The 20,435-nt window shown below is 61.9% G+C and carries 19 protein-coding genes; 9 read left to right on the top strand and 10 right to left on the bottom strand.

All coding sequences use genetic code 11. The features are described from left to right. Nucleotides 1-39 precede the first annotated feature (39 nt). The gene (locus ACFPN2_RS15000; protein WP_380597861.1) at nt 40-2,562 is read left to right on the top strand and encodes an ATP-binding protein; all 2,523 of its coding nucleotides are present in this window, start codon (nt 40-42) and stop codon (nt 2,560-2,562) included. 49 nt (nt 2,563-2,611) lie between these two features. On the opposite strand, the gene ACFPN2_RS14995 is transcribed toward ACFPN2_RS15000, so the two are convergent. From ACFPN2_RS14995 to ACFPN2_RS14985, 3 genes are all read right to left on the bottom strand, one after another. Beyond that, nucleotides 2,612-3,097 (bottom strand): host attachment protein, encoded by a 486-nt coding sequence (locus ACFPN2_RS14995; RefSeq protein ID WP_380597859.1) that lies wholly within the window; start codon nt 3,095-3,097, stop codon nt 2,612-2,614. Nucleotides 3,098-3,201: 104 nt separating this feature from the next. Beyond that, entirely contained in the window at nt 3,202-4,011 is an 810-nt protein-coding gene (locus tag ACFPN2_RS14990; RefSeq protein ID WP_380597857.1) for an OmpA family protein, read from the bottom strand. A gap of 12 nt (nt 4,012-4,023) precedes the next feature. Further along, nucleotides 4,024-4,419, bottom strand: coding sequence for a DUF4398 domain-containing protein (locus ACFPN2_RS14985; protein ID WP_380597855.1), 396 nt, complete (start codon nt 4,417-4,419; stop codon nt 4,024-4,026). Nucleotides 4,420-4,592: 173 nt separating this feature from the next. On the opposite strand from ACFPN2_RS14985, the gene ACFPN2_RS14980 reads away from it, so the two are divergent. Continuing rightward, nucleotides 4,593-5,891 carry a peroxiredoxin family protein gene (locus ACFPN2_RS14980; RefSeq protein ID WP_380597853.1) on the top strand — a complete coding sequence of 433 codons (1,299 nt, stop codon included), beginning with the start codon at nt 4,593-4,595 and terminating at the stop codon, nt 5,889-5,891. Here ACFPN2_RS14980 and ACFPN2_RS14975 read toward each other — a convergent pair. Genes ACFPN2_RS14975 through ACFPN2_RS14965 form a run of 3 tightly spaced genes read right to left on the bottom strand, consistent with a single transcriptional unit; the run spans nt 5,875 to nt 10,458 of the window. Continuing rightward, nucleotides 5,875-7,986, bottom strand: coding sequence for a PQQ-dependent dehydrogenase, methanol/ethanol family (locus tag ACFPN2_RS14975; protein WP_380597851.1), 2,112 nt, complete (start codon nt 7,984-7,986; stop codon nt 5,875-5,877). The two genes, ACFPN2_RS14980 and ACFPN2_RS14975, sit on opposite strands and share 17 nt — an antisense overlap. A 1-nt stretch (nt 7,987) precedes the next feature. Beyond that, nucleotides 7,988-9,331, bottom strand: coding sequence for an MFS family transporter (locus ACFPN2_RS14970; RefSeq protein WP_380597849.1), 1,344 nt, complete (start codon nt 9,329-9,331; stop codon nt 7,988-7,990). After that, nucleotides 9,259-10,458 carry a CaiB/BaiF CoA transferase family protein gene (locus ACFPN2_RS14965; RefSeq protein WP_380597848.1) on the bottom strand — a complete coding sequence of 400 codons (1,200 nt, stop codon included), beginning with the start codon at nt 10,456-10,458 and terminating at the stop codon, nt 9,259-9,261. The genes ACFPN2_RS14970 and ACFPN2_RS14965 overlap by 73 nt, the downstream gene beginning before the upstream one ends. 99 nt (nt 10,459-10,557) lie before the next feature. Here ACFPN2_RS14965 and ACFPN2_RS14960 point away from each other — a divergent pair, with 99 nt between their 5' ends. Genes ACFPN2_RS14960 through ACFPN2_RS14940 form a run of 5 tightly spaced genes read left to right on the top strand, consistent with a single transcriptional unit; the run spans nt 10,558 to nt 15,897 of the window. After that, on the top strand, nt 10,558-11,517 hold the full coding sequence (locus tag ACFPN2_RS14960) for a LysR family transcriptional regulator (protein WP_380597847.1): 960 nt from the start codon (nt 10,558-10,560) through the stop codon (nt 11,515-11,517). Beyond that, on the top strand, nt 11,514-13,184 hold the full coding sequence (locus ACFPN2_RS14955) for an amidohydrolase (protein WP_380597845.1): 1,671 nt from the start codon (nt 11,514-11,516) through the stop codon (nt 13,182-13,184). The genes ACFPN2_RS14960 and ACFPN2_RS14955 overlap by 4 nt, the downstream gene beginning before the upstream one ends. Nucleotides 13,185-13,196: 12 nt before the next feature. Beyond that, on the top strand, nt 13,197-14,345 hold the full coding sequence (locus ACFPN2_RS14950; protein ID WP_380597843.1) for a DUF3667 domain-containing protein: 1,149 nt from the start codon (nt 13,197-13,199) through the stop codon (nt 14,343-14,345). 4 nt (nt 14,346-14,349) lie between these two features. Further along, nucleotides 14,350-15,405 carry a Gfo/Idh/MocA family oxidoreductase gene (locus tag ACFPN2_RS14945; RefSeq protein ID WP_380597841.1) on the top strand — a complete coding sequence of 352 codons (1,056 nt, stop codon included), beginning with the start codon at nt 14,350-14,352 and terminating at the stop codon, nt 15,403-15,405. Nucleotides 15,406-15,414: 9 nt separating this feature from the next. Further along, nucleotides 15,415-15,897: a YajQ family cyclic di-GMP-binding protein gene (locus ACFPN2_RS14940; protein ID WP_380597839.1), complete on the top strand. Its 483-nt coding sequence runs from the start codon at nt 15,415-15,417 to the stop codon at nt 15,895-15,897. Here the strand turns inward: ACFPN2_RS14940 and ACFPN2_RS14935 are convergent. From ACFPN2_RS14935 to ACFPN2_RS14920, 4 genes are all read right to left on the bottom strand, one after another. Next, nucleotides 15,878-17,179 (bottom strand): NAD(P)/FAD-dependent oxidoreductase, encoded by a 1,302-nt coding sequence (locus tag ACFPN2_RS14935; protein ID WP_380597837.1) that lies wholly within the window; start codon nt 17,177-17,179, stop codon nt 15,878-15,880. The genes ACFPN2_RS14940 and ACFPN2_RS14935 overlap by 20 nt on opposite strands. After that, a complete protein-coding gene (locus ACFPN2_RS14930; RefSeq protein WP_380597835.1) occupies nt 17,180-17,638 on the bottom strand; it encodes an NUDIX domain-containing protein in 459 nt (152 codons plus the stop codon). Between the two features lie 29 nt (nt 17,639-17,667). Beyond that, nucleotides 17,668-18,225, bottom strand: coding sequence for an alkylhydroperoxidase, AhpD family (ahpD, locus tag ACFPN2_RS14925; protein ID WP_380600137.1), 558 nt, complete (start codon nt 18,223-18,225; stop codon nt 17,668-17,670). 97 nt (nt 18,226-18,322) lie between these two features. Further along, entirely contained in the window at nt 18,323-18,862 is a 540-nt protein-coding gene (locus ACFPN2_RS14920) for a peroxiredoxin (protein ID WP_380597833.1), read from the bottom strand. Between the two features lie 221 nt (nt 18,863-19,083). Between ACFPN2_RS14920 and ACFPN2_RS14915 the strand changes: the two genes are divergently transcribed. Both ACFPN2_RS14915 and ACFPN2_RS14910 read left to right on the top strand, forming a co-directional pair. Continuing rightward, a complete protein-coding gene (locus ACFPN2_RS14915; RefSeq protein WP_380597832.1) occupies nt 19,084-19,974 on the top strand; it encodes a LysR substrate-binding domain-containing protein in 891 nt (296 codons plus the stop codon). Between the two features lie 15 nt (nt 19,975-19,989). Next, nucleotides 19,990-20,427: a copper chaperone PCu(A)C gene (locus ACFPN2_RS14910; RefSeq protein ID WP_380597830.1), complete on the top strand. Its 438-nt coding sequence runs from the start codon at nt 19,990-19,992 to the stop codon at nt 20,425-20,427. Nucleotides 20,428-20,435 lie beyond the last annotated feature (8 nt).

Below are 20,435 nucleotides of genomic sequence, written 5' to 3'. Positions count from 1 at the left end.
AAAGTTCTAGCCGCCGTCCTTGCAACGAGCAATTTTTTCATGGCGACCCTCCCTTCTTACGAAGCCCTCGGCTCCTTCTATCTGGGCCGTGAATACGACGCTGAGCGTGGTGCCGATCGACCCGATCTGCTGCTCTACGACTCGCGCGACCTGACCACTCACGCGGTCTGCGTCGGCATGACCGGCAGCGGTAAGACCGGTCTGTGCCTGTCACTGCTCGAGGAAGCCGCGATCGATGGCGTGCCGGCCATTGCCATCGATCCCAAGGGCGACCTCGGCAACCTGTTGCTGAGTTTCCCGTCGCTGCGCCCCGAAGACTTCGCACCGTGGATCGACACCGGCGCCGCGGCCCGCCAGGGTCTCAAACCAGAAGACGCGGCCACGAAGACCGCGGAGACCTGGCGCAAAGGTTTGGCCGATTGGGACCAAGATGGCGGCCGGATCGCGCGCTTTCGCGACGCAGTTGAGCTCGCCATCTACACGCCCGGCAGCGAAGCCGGCCGCCCGCTCTCTGTCTTACAGTCTTTTACGGCACCTCCCGAGGAGCAGAGGCTCGACAGCGGCGCCCTCCGCGAACGGATCAGTGCCACGGTCGGTGGATTGCTCGGCTTGGCCGGCATCGAGGCCGACCCGCTGCAGAGTCGCGAACACATTCTGCTGTCGACTCTGTTCGAGCAGACCTGGACGGCCGGCCGCGATCTCTCCCTGGCCGCGCTGATTCAAGGCATTCAAAAGCCGCCCTTCGACAAGGTCGGCGTGTTCGACCTCGAGACTTTCTATCCCTCGAAAGAGCGACTGCAGTTGGCAATGTCGCTCAACAACCTGATCGCCGCCCCGAGCTTCGCCCCGTGGATGAAGGGCGAACCGCTCGACGTGCAGCGCTTGTTGTTCACCGCCGAGGGCAAGCCCCGCATCTCCATCATCTCGATCGCTCACCTCGGCGATGCCGAGCGGATGTTCGTGGTGACGTTGTTGCTGGGTGAGATCGTCGCGTGGATGCGGCGTCAGTCGGGCACGTCGAGCTTGCGTGCGCTTCTATATATGGACGAGATCTTCGGCTACTTCCCGCCGACCGCCTCGCCCCCGTCGAAGTTGCCGCTGCTCACGTTGATGAAGCAGGCGCGTGCGTTCGGATTGGGCGTGGTGCTGGCGACGCAGAATCCGGTCGATCTCGATTACAAGGGGTTATCGAATGCGGGCACGTGGTTCATCGGTCGCTTGCAGACCGAGCGTGATAAGGCGCGAGTGATCGATGGGTTGCTTGGGGCGGGTGGCGAAGGGCTGGATAAGGGGCAGTTGGAGAAGCTGCTCGCGAATTTAGGTAATCGCGTGTTCCTGATGCGGAACGTGCATGATGCCGCGCCGGTGTTGTTTAGGACGCGGTGGACACTGTCCTATCTTCGCGGGCCGCTGACGTTGCAGGAGATTGCGAAGCTGTCGCGGTCAGCCACATCTTCTTCCAGCTCGGCCGCGCAACCCTCTTCGTCCGACTCCGCCGCCACTCAAACTTCCGCCCGCGGCTCCGCCGCCGCGCAAACGTCTACATCCTTCGGCTCTGCTGCCGCTCAAAAAATTTCCCCTGCTTCTCCGGACCAGCCGAGCGCAGGAAGAAATATCAATGCTGCTGCGGATACAAGCCGAACTTCAGAAGCCAGCTCTGAATCGGATAAACCAGTGGTGCCTGCCGGCATCACTGAACTGTATCTCGAAACATCACAGGCGGACGCAAGGTATCTGCCTCGCATTCTCGGCATCGCTCGCTTGCACTTCGTTGACAAGACGGCCGGGCTCGATGTTTGGGAAACCCGTTCTTACATCGCTCCGCTCGATGACAACGAAGCCAACGTCGACTGGTCGCAAGCCCACGTCGGCGCCGATCTGCAGAAGCAACTTTCCACTTCTCCGCCCGATCATGCTCGATACGCCGAAGTGCCTGCCGCGCTGCTGCGAGCCCCCAACTATCGTTCGTGGCAGAAGGAACTGGTCAGCCATCTCTATTCGAACGCCGAGCTGCCGATCTTCCATTGCCCCTCCGTCGGCCAGTCCGTCGCGCCCGGCACCAGCGAAGGCGACTTCCGCGCCAAGCTCGGCCTGACGTTACGCGAGAAGCGCGATGCTGAAATCGAGAAGCTCCGAAAGAAATATGCGCCGAAGTTGACCACCCTTCAGGATCAACTGCGCCGCGCCGATGAGCGAGTCGAGCGGGAGCGCTCGGATTTGTCACAGCACAAAATGCAGACGGCCATCTCGGTCGGCACATCGATCCTGGGCGCCCTGCTCGGCCGCAAAGCCATGAGCGTCACCAACGCCCAACGCGTCGGCACCGCCGCCCGCAGCGCCGGCCGCCTCGGCAAAGAAGGCAACGATGTCGACCGCGCGGAAGAGAACCGCGAGGTGATTCAGCAGCGCCTCACAGAGATGCAAAACGAACTCGAGTCAGAAGTAACCCGCCTCCGCAGCGAACTCGACCCCACGACAGTGGCGATCGACCAAACCGCCGTGAAACCGCGCAAGACCGATATCGACGTCCGCACGATCGCCCTGCTGTGGGTGCCGAGTTGACGCTCGCCGCCTGACTCGCACTGCCAGCCACCGACGCTCCGACTCTTAGTTACTGCATCCGATAAGTCTCAAACGCCTCAATCGGCACCGCCTTCAAAATAACGTCCGGCCCCTGCCGTAAAATATCTTTCGAAATCTCCCCCGCCAGCATCGACTGCGTCGGGTTCGACAGCGACTGTCGCAGCAGCCCGAGCATCTTCGGCCCGGCCACGATCACCAATCGATCGAACTCATTCCTGGCCCGGTCCGTCTCGATCTTCCTCGCCACTTCCTTGGCAAACAAAGTCAGCTCGTGCTGCACGGTGCTCTTCTCTCCCGTGACGCCATGGTGAGCCCCCTCGACCCCGCCCATGCCATGACCGACTCCGTTACTGCCGCCGTAGCGGCGACCCGGCCGGTCCGTCTCCAGCTCAATATCTCTTTTGCCGCTCCTTTCATTGTGTAGCGAGCCGCGCTCGGTCATCGGCGATCGGGGGGTGACGGCGTCGAAAAAGCTCGCCTGACGTTCATCGGCAACGACAATGCGTACATTCATGACTGCTCCTTACGAAACGGCAAACCAACGGCAACACCCCCTCTGCCGTTTCAGGCAGAGGGGGTCAAGAAAAGACCCAGGATGTTTTTGTCATTGCAGCCCGACTAGTTCACGTCGGAAGCCACCTGCGATTTACTGTCCGTGAAGATCATTTCGACGCGGCGGTTCCGCTGCCGACCGGCGGCGTCGTTGTTGCTGGCGATCGGATAGGCCATGCCCTTACCCACCGCGGCAATCTGGTTCGCGTTCACACCGCGCTCGAGCAAAGCTGTCTGCACAGCGGCCGCGCGACGTTCCGACAGCGCCTGATTCAATTCCTCAGAGCCGGTGCTATCGGTATGGCCTTCGATCATCACTTTGCGATCCGGCGATTCCTTCAGCACATTTGCGAGACGATCCACCGTGGTATATGCACCCGGCTTCAACGTCGCTTTACCCGTATCGAACAGCACGTCACCCAAAGTGAGCACCATGCCTCGATCGGTCTTCCTCGCGCGCATGTCGGCGAGTTCCTGCTCCAACGTGCTGGCACGGCGCTCAGCAGCCTTCGCCTGCGCCTCGCGCGCCTGGACCAACACGGCCTGACGCTCAGCATTGCCCTTCTCGATCTCTTCACGCGCCTGCGCTGCGAGAATCTTCTCGTTCGCGATCTGCGCATTGCGGGCCGCGACTTGCGATTCAAATTGAATATCGCCGATCTTGCCACCTTCATCGGACAGCTTATTGGCTCGATCCAACGACTTGCGCGCCTCGGCAACATTGCTCGCAGCGACACCAGCGCGCGGCGAAGCTTCCACTTGCGGCACCACTGCACGCGCCACTTCCAAATCTTCAACGCGCTCCGGCGTCGAGCTGCACGCTCCGAGCAGGGTGGCGGCGGCAGCGATCCACAACAGATTGTATGAACGGTTCATAGTACCTCTCCCTCACTGTTCGCTGACCGGCATGCCGCGCGACACTTCTTGGCGCAATTGCTGAATACTCGCCGTCAACTCATCGGCGGCCTTACGAGCCGCCGCGCTTTGTGACTTCGACACAGCCAGTTCCGCATCCAGCTGCGCGAGCTGCGCATAGCGCTCGGCCTTCTGGGATTCCTTCTTGTCCAACGCCATCTTGGCCTGATCGAGATTGTCCTTGGCGCGTTGTAACTCGAGCGCCCCCGCTTCGGAGCGGCCGACCGTCTGTTGCGCTTGTTGAAATGACTGCTCGCTGCGAGCGACGCGTTCCCTGGTCACATCGGAAACACTGCTGCATCCCACGAGCACGCCGGCCGCGATCAGGCCGACGATCGGCAATCCCATCCGGAAATTCGGGCTTCTCATACTTGCCTCCACGGGTATGCGTTGGATTCAGTGGTCCGAAAACGCGCCATTCGTCAGCGCGGTTCCCGGCCCTGGGGCCACTGTTTTTTCCGTGTCAAGTACGCTAGCAAAGGTTCCGTTGTTGCACTCCGCAGGCAGACGCCCGACACTGCCGCATCGAAGCGGAGCGATGCATGCACTCAGCGGCTTGGAATTCAGCCCATCGGTGGCGGTTGCGTCTGGTTTTGGCCGGCGTGGTTGCCCTCCTGGCGGCGTGCGGCCGGCCCGTAGATGAACCACAGACAGGCCGTTATCGCGCCACACTGCAATTGCCCGGCGGCGAGACGCCGTTCGGCCTGGAAGTCCGCGAAGAAAACAAACGCTTCGTTTTGTACCTAGAAAATGCGGCCGAACGCACGCGCGTCGACAACGTGACGCTGGCAGGCGGCGAGCTGACCGCCGTGTTTCCCGGTTATGAGAATTCGTTGAAAGCGCGCATGTACGGCGATCGACTCGAGGGCACGGTCACGCTCATCAAGGACCGTAGCAAGGAACAAGTGATCCCGTTCGAGGCGCGGCTGCAGGGTAAGAAAGAGGCAACGTATCGTTTTTATAGGGAACCGCTGACCGACAACGCCGATCTCGCCGGCCGTTGGGAAATGACATTGACCGGCGACGACGGCAAGGCCGGCGCGGCGGTCGGAATCTTCGAGCAACAACACGATCGCGTCACCGGCACCGTGATGACGCCGACCGGCGATCATCGCTTCCTCGAAGGTCAGGTGCACGGCGAAGAAGCGCAGCTGTCGACGTTCGCCGGCGGGCTCGCATATCTGTACAAGGTGAAAGTGAATCAGCACGGCGAGCTGGAAGGCGAGATGTGGCAGGGCCTGGCCTCGCACTCGAAGGTAAAGGCCCGACGCGACGAGAACGCCACGCTCGACGGCAAAGAGCCCAACACCCAGCTCAAGGATGAAACGTCCCGTTTCGACTTCACCTTTCGCGATCTCGACGGCAATGAGGTCTCACTGCACGACGAGAAATTCAGGAACAAGGTGGTGGTAGTGACATTGGGAGGCAGCTGGTGCCCCAATTGTCACGACGAAGCCACGTTCCTGGTGCCCTTCTACGACGAGTATCAATCCAAGGGCGTGGAAATCGTCGCGCTGATGTTCGAGCGTCACGGCGAGTTCGATCGGGCCGCGCAGGCGGTGCGGGGCTATCGTAAAGACCTTGGCATCAAATTCACGACATTGATCGCCGGCGTCTCGGACACCGACGAGGCCAGCAAAGCCTTGCCGACCCTGACGGGCATCTATGGTTACCCGACCACCATCGTCGTGGATCGAGCCGGCACAGTGCGTGACATTCACGTGGGCTTCTCGGGCCCGGCGACCGGCCGGCATTATGAGGAATACGTCGCCGAGTTTCGTGGCCTGATCGATTCGCTGCTGGCCGAACCAGCCGCCGCGCCCGTCAGCGCTTCGCGCTAGCCTCGTAAGCTTGATCGATCAGGAAGGCGTGAATCGCATGGGCATCCGCTTCGCTGATCTCCTTCGAGAAGTTCGCCATGCCGCGGCTCGCCAGCGCGCCGCGTAGCACGATCTCATCGAAGATCGCGTGCTTGCCCGGCGCCAGCCGCAGCAGGTTGGGATAACCGCCGGGCGTATCGCTGAGCGAATGGCACACGCCACAATGCTGTCCAAACAGTAGCGCGCCCCGCTCCAACGTCGCCGCATCGGCCTGCATGCGCTCGGGTAGCGGCGGAATGTTTGCATTCCAATCCTTCTCCGGCGGCACCGGCACTTTTCCGCCGTCGAGCTTGAACGTCACGATGCGACCGGCGTTGCCATACTTACGAGCAGCAGATCCTTCGAGATACTCATCCAGCTGCGCACCGCCGTAGCCCGCGAGCACGGCGATGTATTGCTCGCCGTCGACGGAATAACTGGCCGGTGCGGCCATGATGCTCGTGCCGACGAATACTTCCGCCGCGAGCTTGCCGGAGTCAGCGGCGTAAGCTTTCAGATATCCATCCGTCGTGCCCTGGAACACCAGATTGCCCGCCGTCGCGAGCAAGCCGCCGTTGTAGAACCAGGGATAATCGATGCGCCACACTTCACGCTGCGCGATCGGATCCCACGCCTTCAACGCGCCTTTACGCGTCATCACCGCGCCATCGCGAACCTGAGTCGCATATTCCTTCGCTCCAGCACGACCCATGTTGAATGAACGGCGCGGGATATATTTGTAGTCCGGATCGGCGGCGTAATACGCCGTGCGATCCAGCGTCGGAATATAAACAAGGCCAGTCTGGGGACTGAACGCCATCGGCTGCCAGTTGTGACCGCCGAACGGGCCCGGCGCGACGCGCTTGGGCTCTTTCGAATAATCGCCCTGACCGGTCGGCACCGGACGGCCGGTTTTCAGATCGACATGACTGGCCCAGTTCACATCGACATATTTCTCCGCCGACAACAGCTCGCCCGTGGCGCGATCGAGCACATAGAAGAAACCGTTCTTCGGTGCCTGCAACAACACCTTGCGAGTCGTTGCGCCGATCTGCAGATCGGTCAGGATGATGTGTTGAACGGCGGTGTAATCCCACGACTCGCCCGGCGTCGTTTGATAGTGCCAGGCCAATCGCCCGGTGTCGGGGTGAATGGCGAGAATGGAACTGAGATATAGATTGTCGCCGCCCTTGGGACTGCGCACCGATTGCGGAAACGGACTCGCGTTGCCCGTGCCGACGTACAGCAGATTGAGCTCCGGATCGTAGGCCATCGCGTCCCACGCCGTGCCGCCGCCGCCCGCTTCCCATCGACTGTTCGGATCCCAGGTCTTCGACGCCGCTTCGAGCTCGGGATGTTCGAACGGAAGTTTCGGATCGCCAGGCACAGTGAAGAAGCGCCACGCCTGCGCGCCACTCTCGGCGTCATAGGCAGTGATGTATCCGCGCACGCCCATTTCAGCGCCGCCGTTGCCGATGATCACTTTGCCGCCAGCGATACGCGGTGCGCCGGTGACGGTGTAAGAGCGCGAGTGATCGATGAGGGTGTCCTGACTCCACAGCTCCTTGCCGGTGTTGGCATCGAGCGCGATCAAGCGCCCGTCGAGCGTGCCTACATAGACTTTGCCCTGCCACACGGCAACGCCTCGATTGACGACGTCACAACAAGCATTGCGCGCCCATTCCCCAGGCACCTTGGGATCGAACGCCCACAACTCGCGACCCGTGCGGGCATCGAGCGCGTACACCTTGCTCCAGTTGCTGCTTGCGAAGAGCACGCCGTCGACAACAACCGGCGTCGCTTCCAGGCCGCGCTCGGTCTGCAAGTCATAGTGCCAGGCGAAGCCGAGCTGCTGAACGTTACTAACGTTGATTTGATCGAGCGGCGAGAAGCGCTCTTCGGAGAACGTACGCCCGGTGGTGAACCAGTTCTGCGGCTCGTTGTTGGCCGCGGCGACGCGTGCCTGATCGATGCGTCCGTACGGAGCTTTGGGGGCAGTGTCTTTCGCTAGCTCGGGGCTCTTACCGCACGCACCGAGAATCAACAGTGTCGCGGACACCAGCCATCGACCGTTCATTTTAGTTATCCATCATGGTCGCGCGACGCGGCTCGCGCATGAACAAGGCCGTGAAGAACGCGACGGCGCAGATCGCCGCGACGTACCAGAAGTAAATCTGCTCCTGTCCCGCCCGCTTGCAGAACAGCGCAATGTACTCGGCCGAGCCGCCGAAGATCGCGATGGAAATGCTATGCGCCAGTCCGACGCCGAGCGCGCGAATGTGCTGTGGGAACAACTCGGCTTTGAACAAGCCGCTGATGGACGTGTACAGACTGAGAATGGCGAGCGCGGCCAGCACCAGCAGAAACGCCGTGCCCACATCCTGCACCTTCGACAAGGCGGTGAGAATCGGCACCGCGCTCAACGTCATCAGGCCGGAGAACAGCAACAAACATTTACGACGGCCGATGCGGTCGGACAGCGCACCCATCGCCGGCTGCAACAGCATGAAGCCGAACATCGCGGCGAGCATCACGTTGCTAGTGACTTTGATATCCATGCCCGCACTGTTCACCAGAAACTTCTGCATGTACGTGGTGAACGTGTACAGGCACAGACCGCCGCCCGCAGTGAGCGACATGACGACAAACAGCGCCTTGGGATGACGAAGCAGCGCAAGCAGACTGCCCGCCTCGGCGGACTTCGTGGTCTTGTTGTCGGTGGTCTCGTGCAGGTGATTCCGTAGCAGCAGCACGATGAGCGCCATGCAGGCACCGATAGCGAACGGCACGCGCCAGCCCCACGCGCGCAGCTCAGCTTCATCGAGGAACTGTTGAAGCGCGACGAGCGTGAGCAACGCGCACAACTGCCCGGCGATCAAGGTCACATATAAGAAGGAAGCGTAGAACCCGCGACGCGCGTCGGCCGCCACTTCGCTCAGATAGGTCGCCGCCGCGCCGAACTGGCCGCCCGTCGAGAACCCTTGAAGCAATCGCGCAAGTAACAACAAGCCCGGCGCCCAGGCACCGATGCTCGCGTAAGTCGGCAGCGTGGCGATCAGTAACGAGCCCGCACCCATCATCAACACCGACGCGACCAGCGCCGCACGCCGACCGTGACGATCGGCGAATCGGCCGAAGTACCAGCCACCGACGGGACGAATCAAGAAACCGACAGCGTAGATACCCGCCACTTGCAGCAGCTGCGCGGTCTGATCGCCCTCTGGGAAGAAACTGGCGGCGAAGTACAGCGCGGTGAACGCGTAAATGTAGAAATCGAACCACTCGATCAGATTGCCCGCGGAGCCGGTGGCAATGGCAGCCAGGCGCTGCCGATGACTGAGTGCGAATGTCACGATCGGTTCGAGCCTCGCGCGATGCCTTTGGCCAGCAGATCGTCGATTTCCGGCTGCGAATATCCGCATTCGCTCAGCACGATGCGCGTGTCCTCGCCCAGCGCCGGCGGCGGAATGTCGGCTTCCGGAGCAACGCCGCCGAACACCACCGGCTGCGGCAACATGCGCTTGATGGTCGACGGATAGCGTTCGCCGACATGAAAGAAGTCCACGTCATGCAGGTGCGGATCTTCCAGCAGATCCTCCAACCGGTTGACCTGCGAGCACGGAATATCGAGACGCGACAATGTTTCCAGCCAGTCCGCCGAAGCGCGTTGTGGCAGCACCGAGGCAATCACGCTGTATAGATAATCGATGTGCGCATGCCGGCTGTCGGGCTGATGAAACCACGGCTGATCGAGCACATCGGCGCGACCCGCCTCGATGAGAAAACGTCGCCACTGCTCGCCCGTATACGGCAACACCGCGATCCAGCCGTCGCGCGTTCGATAAGGACGGCGATCCGGCGACAGCACGCGGGAATAACCGACTTTACCGTCCTCTTGGAAGGTCGCCGCCGCCAGGTGCTCGTTGAGCACAAACGACGTAAGCGCCTCGAACATCGGCACCTCGACTCGTAACGCGTCCTGCCGCCCGTTCGACCGGGCGACCAGCGCGGCGAGAATTCCGTACACGGCGTGCAACGCCCCGACCTTGTCCGCCAGGATCGTCGGGATGAAGCGCGGGTCTTCGCCGTTGTGTTCGGCGATGCCGGCCAAACCAGCGGCGGCCTGAATTACATCGTCGAACGCCGGCCGCCCCCGATAGCGACCGCGTTGACCGAAGCCAATCGCCGAGCAATAGATCATGCGAGGATTGATCGCAGCGACCGCGTCGAAGCTCAGGCCGAGACGATCCGCCGCATCCGGCCGCATGTTATGAAGTAGCACGTCGCTGCGCTGGATGAGCTTTTCGACGATGGCCTTGCCGCCCTTGCTCTTCAGGTCGAGAGCGATGCCGCGCTTGTTACGATTGTTGTTGACGTACAGCGCCCCCATGCCGTTGGCCGAAGGCTGCGAGGCGCGGGCCACATCGCCTTCGATGGGCTCGACCTTGATTACTTCAGCCCCCAGATCGGCGAGGATCTGGCCGGCGAACGGGCCCATGACGACCGCGCTCAGCTCCAGTATTCGGGTGCCTGCCAGGAGTGGAATCATGGGGCGGGAGCATACGGCGCCGACCGCCCGGCGCAGCCATACAGCCGTGGTTATTTATGCATAGCCGCGCTGAAATCTATTGCCGATGTGTGACACGCCATGGAACAGTTCAGTTCGATGCAATCCCGGCTCAATCTCCAACAGCTTTCGGCCTTTTTGACGCTGGCGGACACCGGCAGCTTTGGCGATGCGGCCGAGGCGCTGGGGGTCTCGCAGCCGGCGCTGAGCCGCACCATCCAGCAGATCGAAGGCAAATTAGGCACACGCCTGTTCGACCGCGACACGCGCAAGCTGCGCCTGACGCCAGCCGGCGAGCGCCTCGAGCCGCTGGCCCGCCGACTCATGAACGAATACCAGGAGGTGTTCGCCGAGTTCGACGACTTCGTCGCCGGCCGCCAGGGCGTGGTCCGCATTGCCGCCTTTCCCTCGGTCGCGGCCTTGCTGTTGCCGGGCACGATCGTGAGCTTTCGCGAACGTCAGCCCGATGTGCGTATCCAGATTTGGGAAGACGTGGGCCGACCGGTGCACAAGGCTGTGCTCGAAGGTCGCGCCGACATCGGCCTGTCGACGCCGCCGCCCATCAGCAGCGATTTGCGTTATCGCCCGCTGTTGCGAGATGAAGTGGTGCTGGTCTGTCGCAATGACGACATGCTCGCGCATCGCGAAGAACATGACTGGTCCGTGTTTGCGACTCGTGCGTTCGTGATCCTCTCCCCCGAAACGGGACTGCGCGCCATGATCGACGGCGCGATGGATGAGGCCGGCGTGGCTGCCGAACCCTTGTTCAATTGTAAGCAGCCGACCACCATCGGCAGTCTGGTGAATGCCGGCCTGGGCATCAGTGCGCTCAGCCGACTGACGCTGGCGCAGCTCGACTCGCCGACGCTGGCGTATCGCAAACTTCGCAATCCCACCGTGGCGCGCTCCATCGGCGTCGTCACTCATGCGGCGCGCTCGCTCTCGCCTGCCGCCAAGTTGTTTCTAAAGGAACTGGATGCGCAAGCCAAGTTGCTCGCTCCGAGCATCAATGGCCAGCCGCAGCCCGGAGACGTGCTTTGATCAATCGACGAGAACTGCTGGCCGGCATGGGCGCGATGTTCGCCGCCCGCCACGTGTTCGCTGCCGACCGTCCGCTCGACCTCGCTTATGTGAACGCGAAGGTCTGGACCGGTCAGCGCGATGTGCCGCTCGCCAGTGCGATCGGTATCTCGACCAATCGGATCACGGTCGTCGGCGACAACGAACGTATCAAAAAGCTGACGGGTAAGCGCACACGTATCGTCGATCTGCAGGGCGCGTTCGTGATGCCGGGCTTCATGGACAATCACACGCATTTCTTGCGGGCTTCGTTCGGACTCAGCGCGCCCGAGCTGCGAACGGCAAAGACCAAACAAGAGTTCATCGAGCGGATCGCGAAATCGGCGCAGGCGTTGCGGCCCGGGCAGTGGCTGCAAGGTGGCAACTGGGACGAGCAGATGTGGGGCGGCGAATTGCCCTCACGTCAATGGATCGACGCGGTCACGCCGAACACGCCAGTCGCCGTGGTCCGTTTGGATCAGCACGTCGCGTTGTTGAATTCGCTGGCGCTGAAACTGGCGCGCATCGATCGCAACACGCCCGATCCCGAAGGCGGTCTGATCGTTCGCGATGAGAAGGGCGAGCCAACCGGCCTGATCAAAGACAAGGCCAAGGATTTGCTGAAGGTCGCCATTCCGAAGCCGAGCGATGCGGACATCGATGCCGCCATCGGCGTCGGCACCGCGCATGCGTTGTCGAAAGGTGTCACGCAGGTTCACGTGACCGAGCTCGATTGGGTCACGCACGATTCGCTACGTCGACTGCGCCAGGCCAACAGGATCGGCATGCGCTTTTATTCCTTCGTGCCGCTCGAGGACTGGCGCAAGCTCGATGCGCTGGTCAAAGCCGAAGGTCGGGGCGACGATTGGGTACGATGGGGCGCGTTGAAGGGCCTGGTCGACGGCTCTTTGGGATCGCGCACCGCTGTGTTCCACGAACCGTATGCGGACGATCCGGCGAATCACGGCATCTATCGAACGCCACCGGAACGACTGCGCGAATTGATTCTGGAGGCCGACGCGGCCGGTCTGCACATCACCGTGCACGCCATCGGCGACGAAGGAAATGACAAAGTCCTCGGCATGTTCGAGGAAGCGATTGCCAAGAACGGTGCCCGCGATCGCCGCTTCCGCATCGAGCACGCCCAGCATCTGCTGGAGAGCGATGTGCCGCGCTTCGCGAAGCTGAACATCATCGCGTCGATGCAGCCGTATCACGCCATCGACGACGGCCGCTGGGCCATCAAGCCGCTGGGACCGGGACGTCTGCATACTTCGTGGGCCATCCGTTCACTGCTCGATGCCAAGGCGAAGGTGACGTTTGGATCGGACTGGCCGGTGGCGCCCATCGATCCCTTGGTCGGCGTCGCGGCGGCCGTGCTCCGTCAGACCATCGACGGCGCGAATCCGAGCGGCTGGGTACCGGAACAGAAGATCACGGTGCAGGAAGCATTGACCGCGTATACAACGACCAATGCCTTCGCCGGCTTCCAGGAAGACCGGCTGGGCCTGATCGCGCCGGGCTATCTGGCCGACCTCACCATCCTGGATACCGACCTGACCACGTGTGCACCGGAGCAGATCACGCGGGCCAAGGTGCTGGGCACGTTGGTGGACGGCAGGGTGCGCTACGGCACCGATAGAACATGATATTTTTCGTCCATGGAAGGACATAGCGAAGCAGCGGCGGACGTCATCACAGGCGCGGTGGTCGCTCGCGCCGTCGAACCGACTGCGGGTGAATCGAAAGAACACGAGCACGGCGCGTGCCGCAACTGTGGCGCGATTGTCACTGGCGCGTACTGCTCCAACTGCGGCCAGCCCGCCCACTTGCATCGCAGCCTGGTCTCGCTGGGCCACGACATCCTGCACGGCGTGTTCCATTTCGAAGGCAAGGTCTGGCACACCGTGCCGGAGCTGTTGTTTCGTCCGGGTCGCCTGACGCGCCGGTATATCGACGGCGAGCGCGCCAGGTTCGTCTCGCCCATGGCGCTGTATCTGTTCATCGTGTTCCTGATGTTCGCGGTGATTCCGTTCACCGGCACCGGCGAGGATTCGATCAAGCTCGAAGGCGCGGACCCGCTGGGCGTTGCTGAGCAATTCAAAGAGAACATCCAGTCGAACCTCGAGGAGATCGACGGGAAGCTCGAAGCTCAGCGCGAAAAGCTGGCCGAGTCCGAGCTCACCCCCGAGGAGCGCAAGAAAATTCAGGACGACATCGTCGGCCTGGAAGCCACGCGCGAAGCCCAGAAGGCCATGATCAGCGGCGACTGGAAGGACATGGTGAAGTTCGCCGAGCAACAGGAAGCTCAAGCGAAGGCCCAGGCCAAAACCGACGCGTCGGCGGCGCCGGGGGTCGGCAAGAAGATCGACGACACCGAGAGCCGGCTGAAAAACGCCGTCAAGCAGGCCACCGACAATCCCGCGCTGCTGGCCTACAAGCTCAAGACCACCGGCTATAAATTTTCCTGGGCGCTGATTCCGTTGAGCGTGCCATTCCTGTGGTTATTGTTCTTCTGGCGTCGAGACATTCACGCCTACGATCATGCCATCTTCATCACGTACTCGATCAGCTTCATGATGCTGTTCGCCACCATCGTGACGCTGCTGTACGAGCTGGGCGTGAGCGGGTGGATCTGGGGCACAGCGATCGCCATCGTGCCGCCCCTGCATCTTTATAAGCAGCTGCGCGGGGCTTATGGGGTCTCGCGTTTCGGCGCGTGGGTGCGCTTGTTCCTGCTGACGATCATGATCACATTCGTGCTGACTCTGTTCGGCGTGATCCTGGTCGCGATCGGCATGCGAGGCTAACGACATGACACTACGAGCAGGCATCCTCGGCTTCGGCGTCGCGGGTCGGTATTTTCATGCCCCGTTGCTGCGGGCCGCCGGCTTTTCCATTCCGGCGGTGGTGACCAGCAAGCCCGCGTCAGCGCAGGAATATCTCGGCGATGTCGACGTGCTCGCGAGCGCCGACGAACTGCTCGCACGCAAAGATATCGACCTGGTCGCGATTGCCTCGCCGAGCCCGATGCACGTGGCGCATGCGGCTGCAGCGCTTCGCGCCGGCAAACATGTTGTCGTGGACAAGCCGCTTGCGCCGACCACCGCGGAAGTCAGCGAGCTGGAGCAACTGGCCCAGCAATACAAGCGCAAGCTGTCGGTGTTCCAGAACCGGCGTTGGGATAGCGATTTCCTGACGATCAAGAAACTGCTCGAGCAAGGACGGCTCGGCAAAATCAATTCCTTTCATGCGCGCTGGGATCGCTTCCGGCCGCAGGTCACCGACCGCTGGCGCGATCGCGACGATCCGGGCAACGGCATTCTTTACGACCTGGGCACGCATCTGATCGATCAGACCCTGACGCTGTTCGGCCCGCCCGAATGGTTGTACGCCAATGTTTTCAGTCAGCGAGAGAACAGCGTGACGGTGGACGGCTTTGAGATCCTGCTCGGTCAGGGCTCGTTGCGCATGACGCTCGGCGTCAGTCTGCTGTGTGCCGACGGCGGCTATCGGTATCGCGTCAACGGCTCGCAGGCTTCGTTCTTGAAAGCGGGCCTCGATCAACAAGAGGCGCAATTGCGCGCCGGCGTCGAACCGGACGAGCATGTCTTTGGCAGTGAGCCCACCGAGCAATGGGGCACGCTGGTGCATGGCGAAAGCGGCCAGCGTGAAATCATTACGCCCGAGACCGGCCGCTGGGTCTCCTTCTATGAAGGCATGCGTGAGGCCATCGAGCACGACCGGCCGGTCCCCGTGTCAGCCGCACAGGCGTATGACACAATCCGGGTCATCGAGGCCGCGCTCACCAGCAGCGCCATGGGTTGCCGTATCGACCTGCAGCCCGCCGCGCCTCTGGTCAGCCGCTGAAGAATTGCCATGCCATCGTTCGATATCGTTTCCGAGCTCGATGCCCACGAAGTGAGCAATGCCGTCGACCAGGCCAATCGCGAGGTCGGCCAGCGCTTCGACTTCAAAGGCACGGACGCGAAGTACGAGCTGAAGGATCTGGTCATCACGCTGCACGCGAAAGCAGAGTTTCAGGTCAAGCAGATGCTCGACATCCTGATGCTCAAGCTGTCCAAGCGCGGCATCGATGTTGCCTGCACCAAGGTCGATCCGCCGGTAGTCCTCGGCCAGACAGCGCACCAGGTCGTCACGTTGCGCGAGGGCATCGAAAGCGAGCTGGGCAAGAAGCTGCAGCGCCTGATCAAGGATTCGAAGTTGAAGGTGCAGGCCGCGATTCAGGACAAGCAGGTGCGCGTGACCGGCAAGAGTCGCGACGATCTGCAGGAAGTGATCCGGCTGGCGCGTAACGCCAAGCTCGACATGCCGCTACAGTTCAAGAATTTCCGGGACTAGCCGCCTTATCCGGGTACGACTGCCAGTCCTTGGCGATGATCAAGCGGGCGCCGCGCTCGAACGTTATATAAGACCACGCCCAGTGCACGAGCACCGACAAGCGGTTCCGAAAGCCGCTCAGTCGATAGATGTGCACTAACAACCAGAACCACCACGCCGGCACGCCCGTCAGCTTCCAGCCGCGAAACTCACTGATGGCGCGGCTACGACCGATGGTTGCCATCTGCCCGAGATCCACATACTCGAACGCGGGCCGCGTCACCGGCGCGCCGCTGCGAACTTCTTTCTTGATGATGTCCGCTGCGAAGACGCCTTCTTGCATGGCGACCAGCGCCACGCCTGGCAGCGGCCGGCCGTTCGAACCGGCGCGACTCGACATGTCGCCGATGACGAAGACTTCGGGATGTCCTTCGATCGTGCAATCGGACTTCGTGATCACTCGTCCCGCTGGATCCAGGGCCGCGCCGAGCGAGCGACCGATATCCGCGGCACGAACGCCCGCCGCCCACAACACCGTCGCGGCCGCGATTTTGTCGTTGCCGATGACGACACCGTCAGAAGTCACATCGGTCACGCGTGCGCCCGTCCAAACCTGCACGCCCAACGATTCCAGGTCTCGCATCGCGCGCGAGGCGAGCTTGTCGTCGAAGCTGGTGAGAATTCGCGGCCCCGCCTCGACCAGGATCACGCGCGTCTGACGCGGATCGATACTGCGAAAATCGCGATCCAGCGTGAACCGGCTCATCTCGCCGATGGCGCCCGCCAGCTCGACGCCCGTCGGGCCGCCGCCGATGACGATGAATGTGAGTTGTCGACGTCGCTCTTCGGGATTCGATTCGCGCTCGGCGATCTCGAAGGCCTCGAGCACACGACGGCGAATCTCGGTCGCCTGCGGCAATGATTTGAGCCCGGGAGCGTGCGGCTCCCACTCTTCGTGCCCGAAGTACGCGTGCTGCGCACCGCAACCGAGCAATAAATAGTCATAAGGAACGTCGCCCACGTCGGAGTCGGTCACGACTTTGCGGTTGACCGTATCGATGCTCTGTGCCGTCGCCTTCAGGACGCGGATGTTTCGATATTTAGCGAGCAGGCTGCGGATGGGAGCGGCGATGTCGGCCGGGCTGAGCGCGGCCATCGCGACTTGATACAAAAGAGGCTGGAACAGGTGATGATTTTCTCGATCGATCACCGTGACGGCGATGCCAGGAACATTGCCCAGTCGTTTCGCGGCATTCAAGCCGGCGAACCCGGCACCCACCACGACGACTTGTTTGTCGCTCATTTATCCAGACGCCTCGCCGATATCCAACGCGCTCTGGCGCGGCTCGATATAGCCGTCCGCCCACTCGATGATGGGGGCGACCCGAGGCGAAACCAATCGCATCGCTTGCGCCCTGTCCACCCAACGAAACTCGTTATGCTCGGCGCGGCCCAGCGCTTCGATCACGGGCAGCGACACTTCCGCGGTCCGGGTCTTGGCGAGGTAATAGCGGGCGACTTTGCCGCGGCTGTAAGGATTGGTCTGGGTGTAAATCTCGCCCCAGGCGAACTCCAGATCCTCGATCAGGGTCTCTTCGCGCACTTCGCGAACCGCGGCGGCGAACGGCTCTTCGCCGGGCTCGACCATGCCCTTGGGAAAGTCCCAGTGGTTGTAGGCCCGCAATAACAGGTAAAGCCAGCCCTCGTGACTCTCACGAATCACAACCACGCCGGCGGACAATCTCGTGGGGCGGGGGGACATGGCGGCATTATAGCCGCCAGCCCGGGTTCTCACACGCTGGCTGCGGCGGCGGCCGACGCGGCGTGATATTCCAGTACGCCAGCAACGGCGTGGATCACCGACGCGATACGGACCGCGCTCTGGATCTGCTCGCGGCTGATGCCACCTTCGCGCAGCTTCTTCTCGTGCGAGGTGATGCACATACCGCAACCGTTGACGGCCGACACCGCCAGCGACAGCAACTCGAAATCGAGCTTGTCGATGCCCGGGTTGCCGATGATGTTCATGCGCAGCCGGGCCGGCATGGTCGAATACTCACCATCTTCCACCAGGTGAAGGAAGCGGTAATAGATGTTGTTCATGCCCATGATGGCGGCCGCGGCACGCGCGCCATTCACGTACGCGTCGTCGAGGTGCGGCTTGGCCCACGTCTCGATCGCAAGCGTGAGGTGTGTATTACGGGCGGCGATCGCGGTCGACAATGCGACTGCGGCGATCTGCTTTTCGCTCAGGCCGGGGGCGCCGGTGGGAGCGAGCACGCTGCCGAGATTGAGCTTCAGATCGCGCGCGTAGTCCGGCAGCTGATCGCGGATCGTATCGAGAGACATGACTTGAACCTCCGGCAATTGAGCATCGAGCTGTGGGATACCGGCGCGGAACGAATCCGCGCCGGCATCGATCGTCAAGCGACTGATCGCGTCAGGCTCAGGCAGCCTTCAGCGTGTCCTCGCCCTTCTTCCAGTTGCAGGGGCACAGCTCGTCGGTCTGCAGCGCATCGAGCACGCGCAGGACTTCCTGCGGGTTACGGCCGACGCTCAGGTCGGTGACGTAAGCGAAGCGGATCACGCCCTGCGGATCGACGATGTACGTCGCGCGCTGAGCAACACCGGCTTCCGCATCGAGCACACCGAGCGCCGAAGTCAGCTCGCGCTTGATGTCCGACAGCATCGGGAACGGCAGATCGCGCAGCTCTTCCTTGTCCTTGCGCCAGGCGAGGTGCACGAACTCGGAATCGGTGCTCACGCCGTAGACGACGGCGTCACGGTCCGCGAACTCCTTGTTGAGCTTGCCGAACGCGGCAATCTCGGTCGGGCAGACGAAGGTGAAGTCCTTCGGCCAGAAGAACACGACTTTCCACTTGCCATTGTTGCTGTTCGAGTCGAACGGCTGGAACGCGCTGTTCAGATCGTTCGACACCACGCCGGTCAGCGAGAACTGCGGGAATTTTTGACCTACACCTAACATGAACTACTCCTCCATCATCAAAATTTAGCGCTGGCTTGCGGCTGGGCGCGGTTTTCAAAGAATGTGCCGCGGAGCGCCCCTTCGGTGGAGCGCTCTGAGGCGACGGATGCAATTATGAAGGCGGAACCCACAATCGCCAATCGATTGTTTCTGGAAGTTTGATAGACTCCGCCTATGAGCCTATTCTACCCGTCCTTCATGACGAATGGGGTATTCCGCCCATGAATCTGCGCGATCTGCGTTATTTCGTGGCGCTCGCCGACACCAAGCACTTCGGCAAAGCCGCCGAGCGCTCCTTCGTGAGTCAGCCGACGCTGTCGGCGCAGCTGAAGAAGCTGGAAAACTACCTCGGCGTGCAATTGATCGAGCGACAGCCGCGACGGGTCACGCTGACCGAGACCGGCGCGAAAATCCTGCCGCTCGCCCGCCGCATCCTGCAGGAGAGCGACGAGATCATCTCGCTGGCCCGTAACGAACATGACCCCTTATCCGGCAAACTCAAGCTCGGCCTGATCCCGACCATCGGTCCTTACCTATTGCCTCTGGTGGCGCGCCGGCTGCGCAAACAGTTACCGCAACTGAAGCTGATGCTCTACGAATATCAGACTGCGCAACTGCTCGAAAAATTGCGCGATGGCGAGATCGAGGTCGCAATCCTGGCGCTGCCGGTACCGATGGACGGACTGGAATCGCGCGAGCTGTATCACGAGCCGTTCAACGTCGCGGTGCCGAACAATCATCCGCTGTCGAAGAAATCGCAGATCAAGCTCGACGACTTGACTGGCGAGACCTTGCTGCTGCTCGAGGACGGGCATTGCTTGCGCGATCAGGCACTCGACGTCTGCAACCGCATCGACGTGAAAGAGAACGAGGACTATCGCGCCACCAGCCTGGAGACATTGCGTCAGATGGTGGCCGCGGGCCTCGGCATCACCCTGTTGCCGGATCTCGCGACGCGTGGGCCGTTCGGTTCCGGTCAGGGGCTGGCGGTGAAAGAATTCGCGCGACCGATCCCGACCCGAACCGTCGGCGCGGTCTGGCGCAAGAGCACGTCGCGCACCGAGGCCATCAACGCCATGTGCGATGTGATCAAATCGGCGATGGACGAATAATCCTCGGGTGAGCTCATGACTCGCGTGCTGCGGAATCTCGTGATTGCCGGTTTCGTGCTGATGGCCGGCGGCTGCAACTCGTCCGGCCCGACGGTGAACGTGGAAGATCCCTGGGCCAATGCCACACCGGCGGGCGCCACGATCGGTGCCGTCTATCTAAAGATTACGACCCGGGACGCCGACACATTACTGTCGGCGACCACCACCGTGGCCGATCACATCGAAATGCACACCAACAGCGAAGAGAACGGCATGATGCAAATGCGGCCGCTGTCGAACGTCCCGCTCGCCGCAGGCAAGCCATTCACGTTCGCGCCCGGTGGCGCCCATTTCATGCTGGTGGACTTACGCCAGCCCCTGACCGCGGGGCTGCGCTTCCCGATGACGCTGGAGTTCGAGCACGCGCCGGCACAGACGATTCAAGTGCAGGTCGTTGAACTCGGCAGCCGCTAACAGCGTTT

Origin of the sequence: Steroidobacter flavus (assembly GCF_042651805.1) — a bacterium.
Lineage (GTDB): Bacteria > Pseudomonadota > Gammaproteobacteria > Steroidobacterales > Steroidobacteraceae > Steroidobacter > Steroidobacter flavus.
This window is presented reverse-complemented; position numbering and strand designations above follow the sequence as displayed.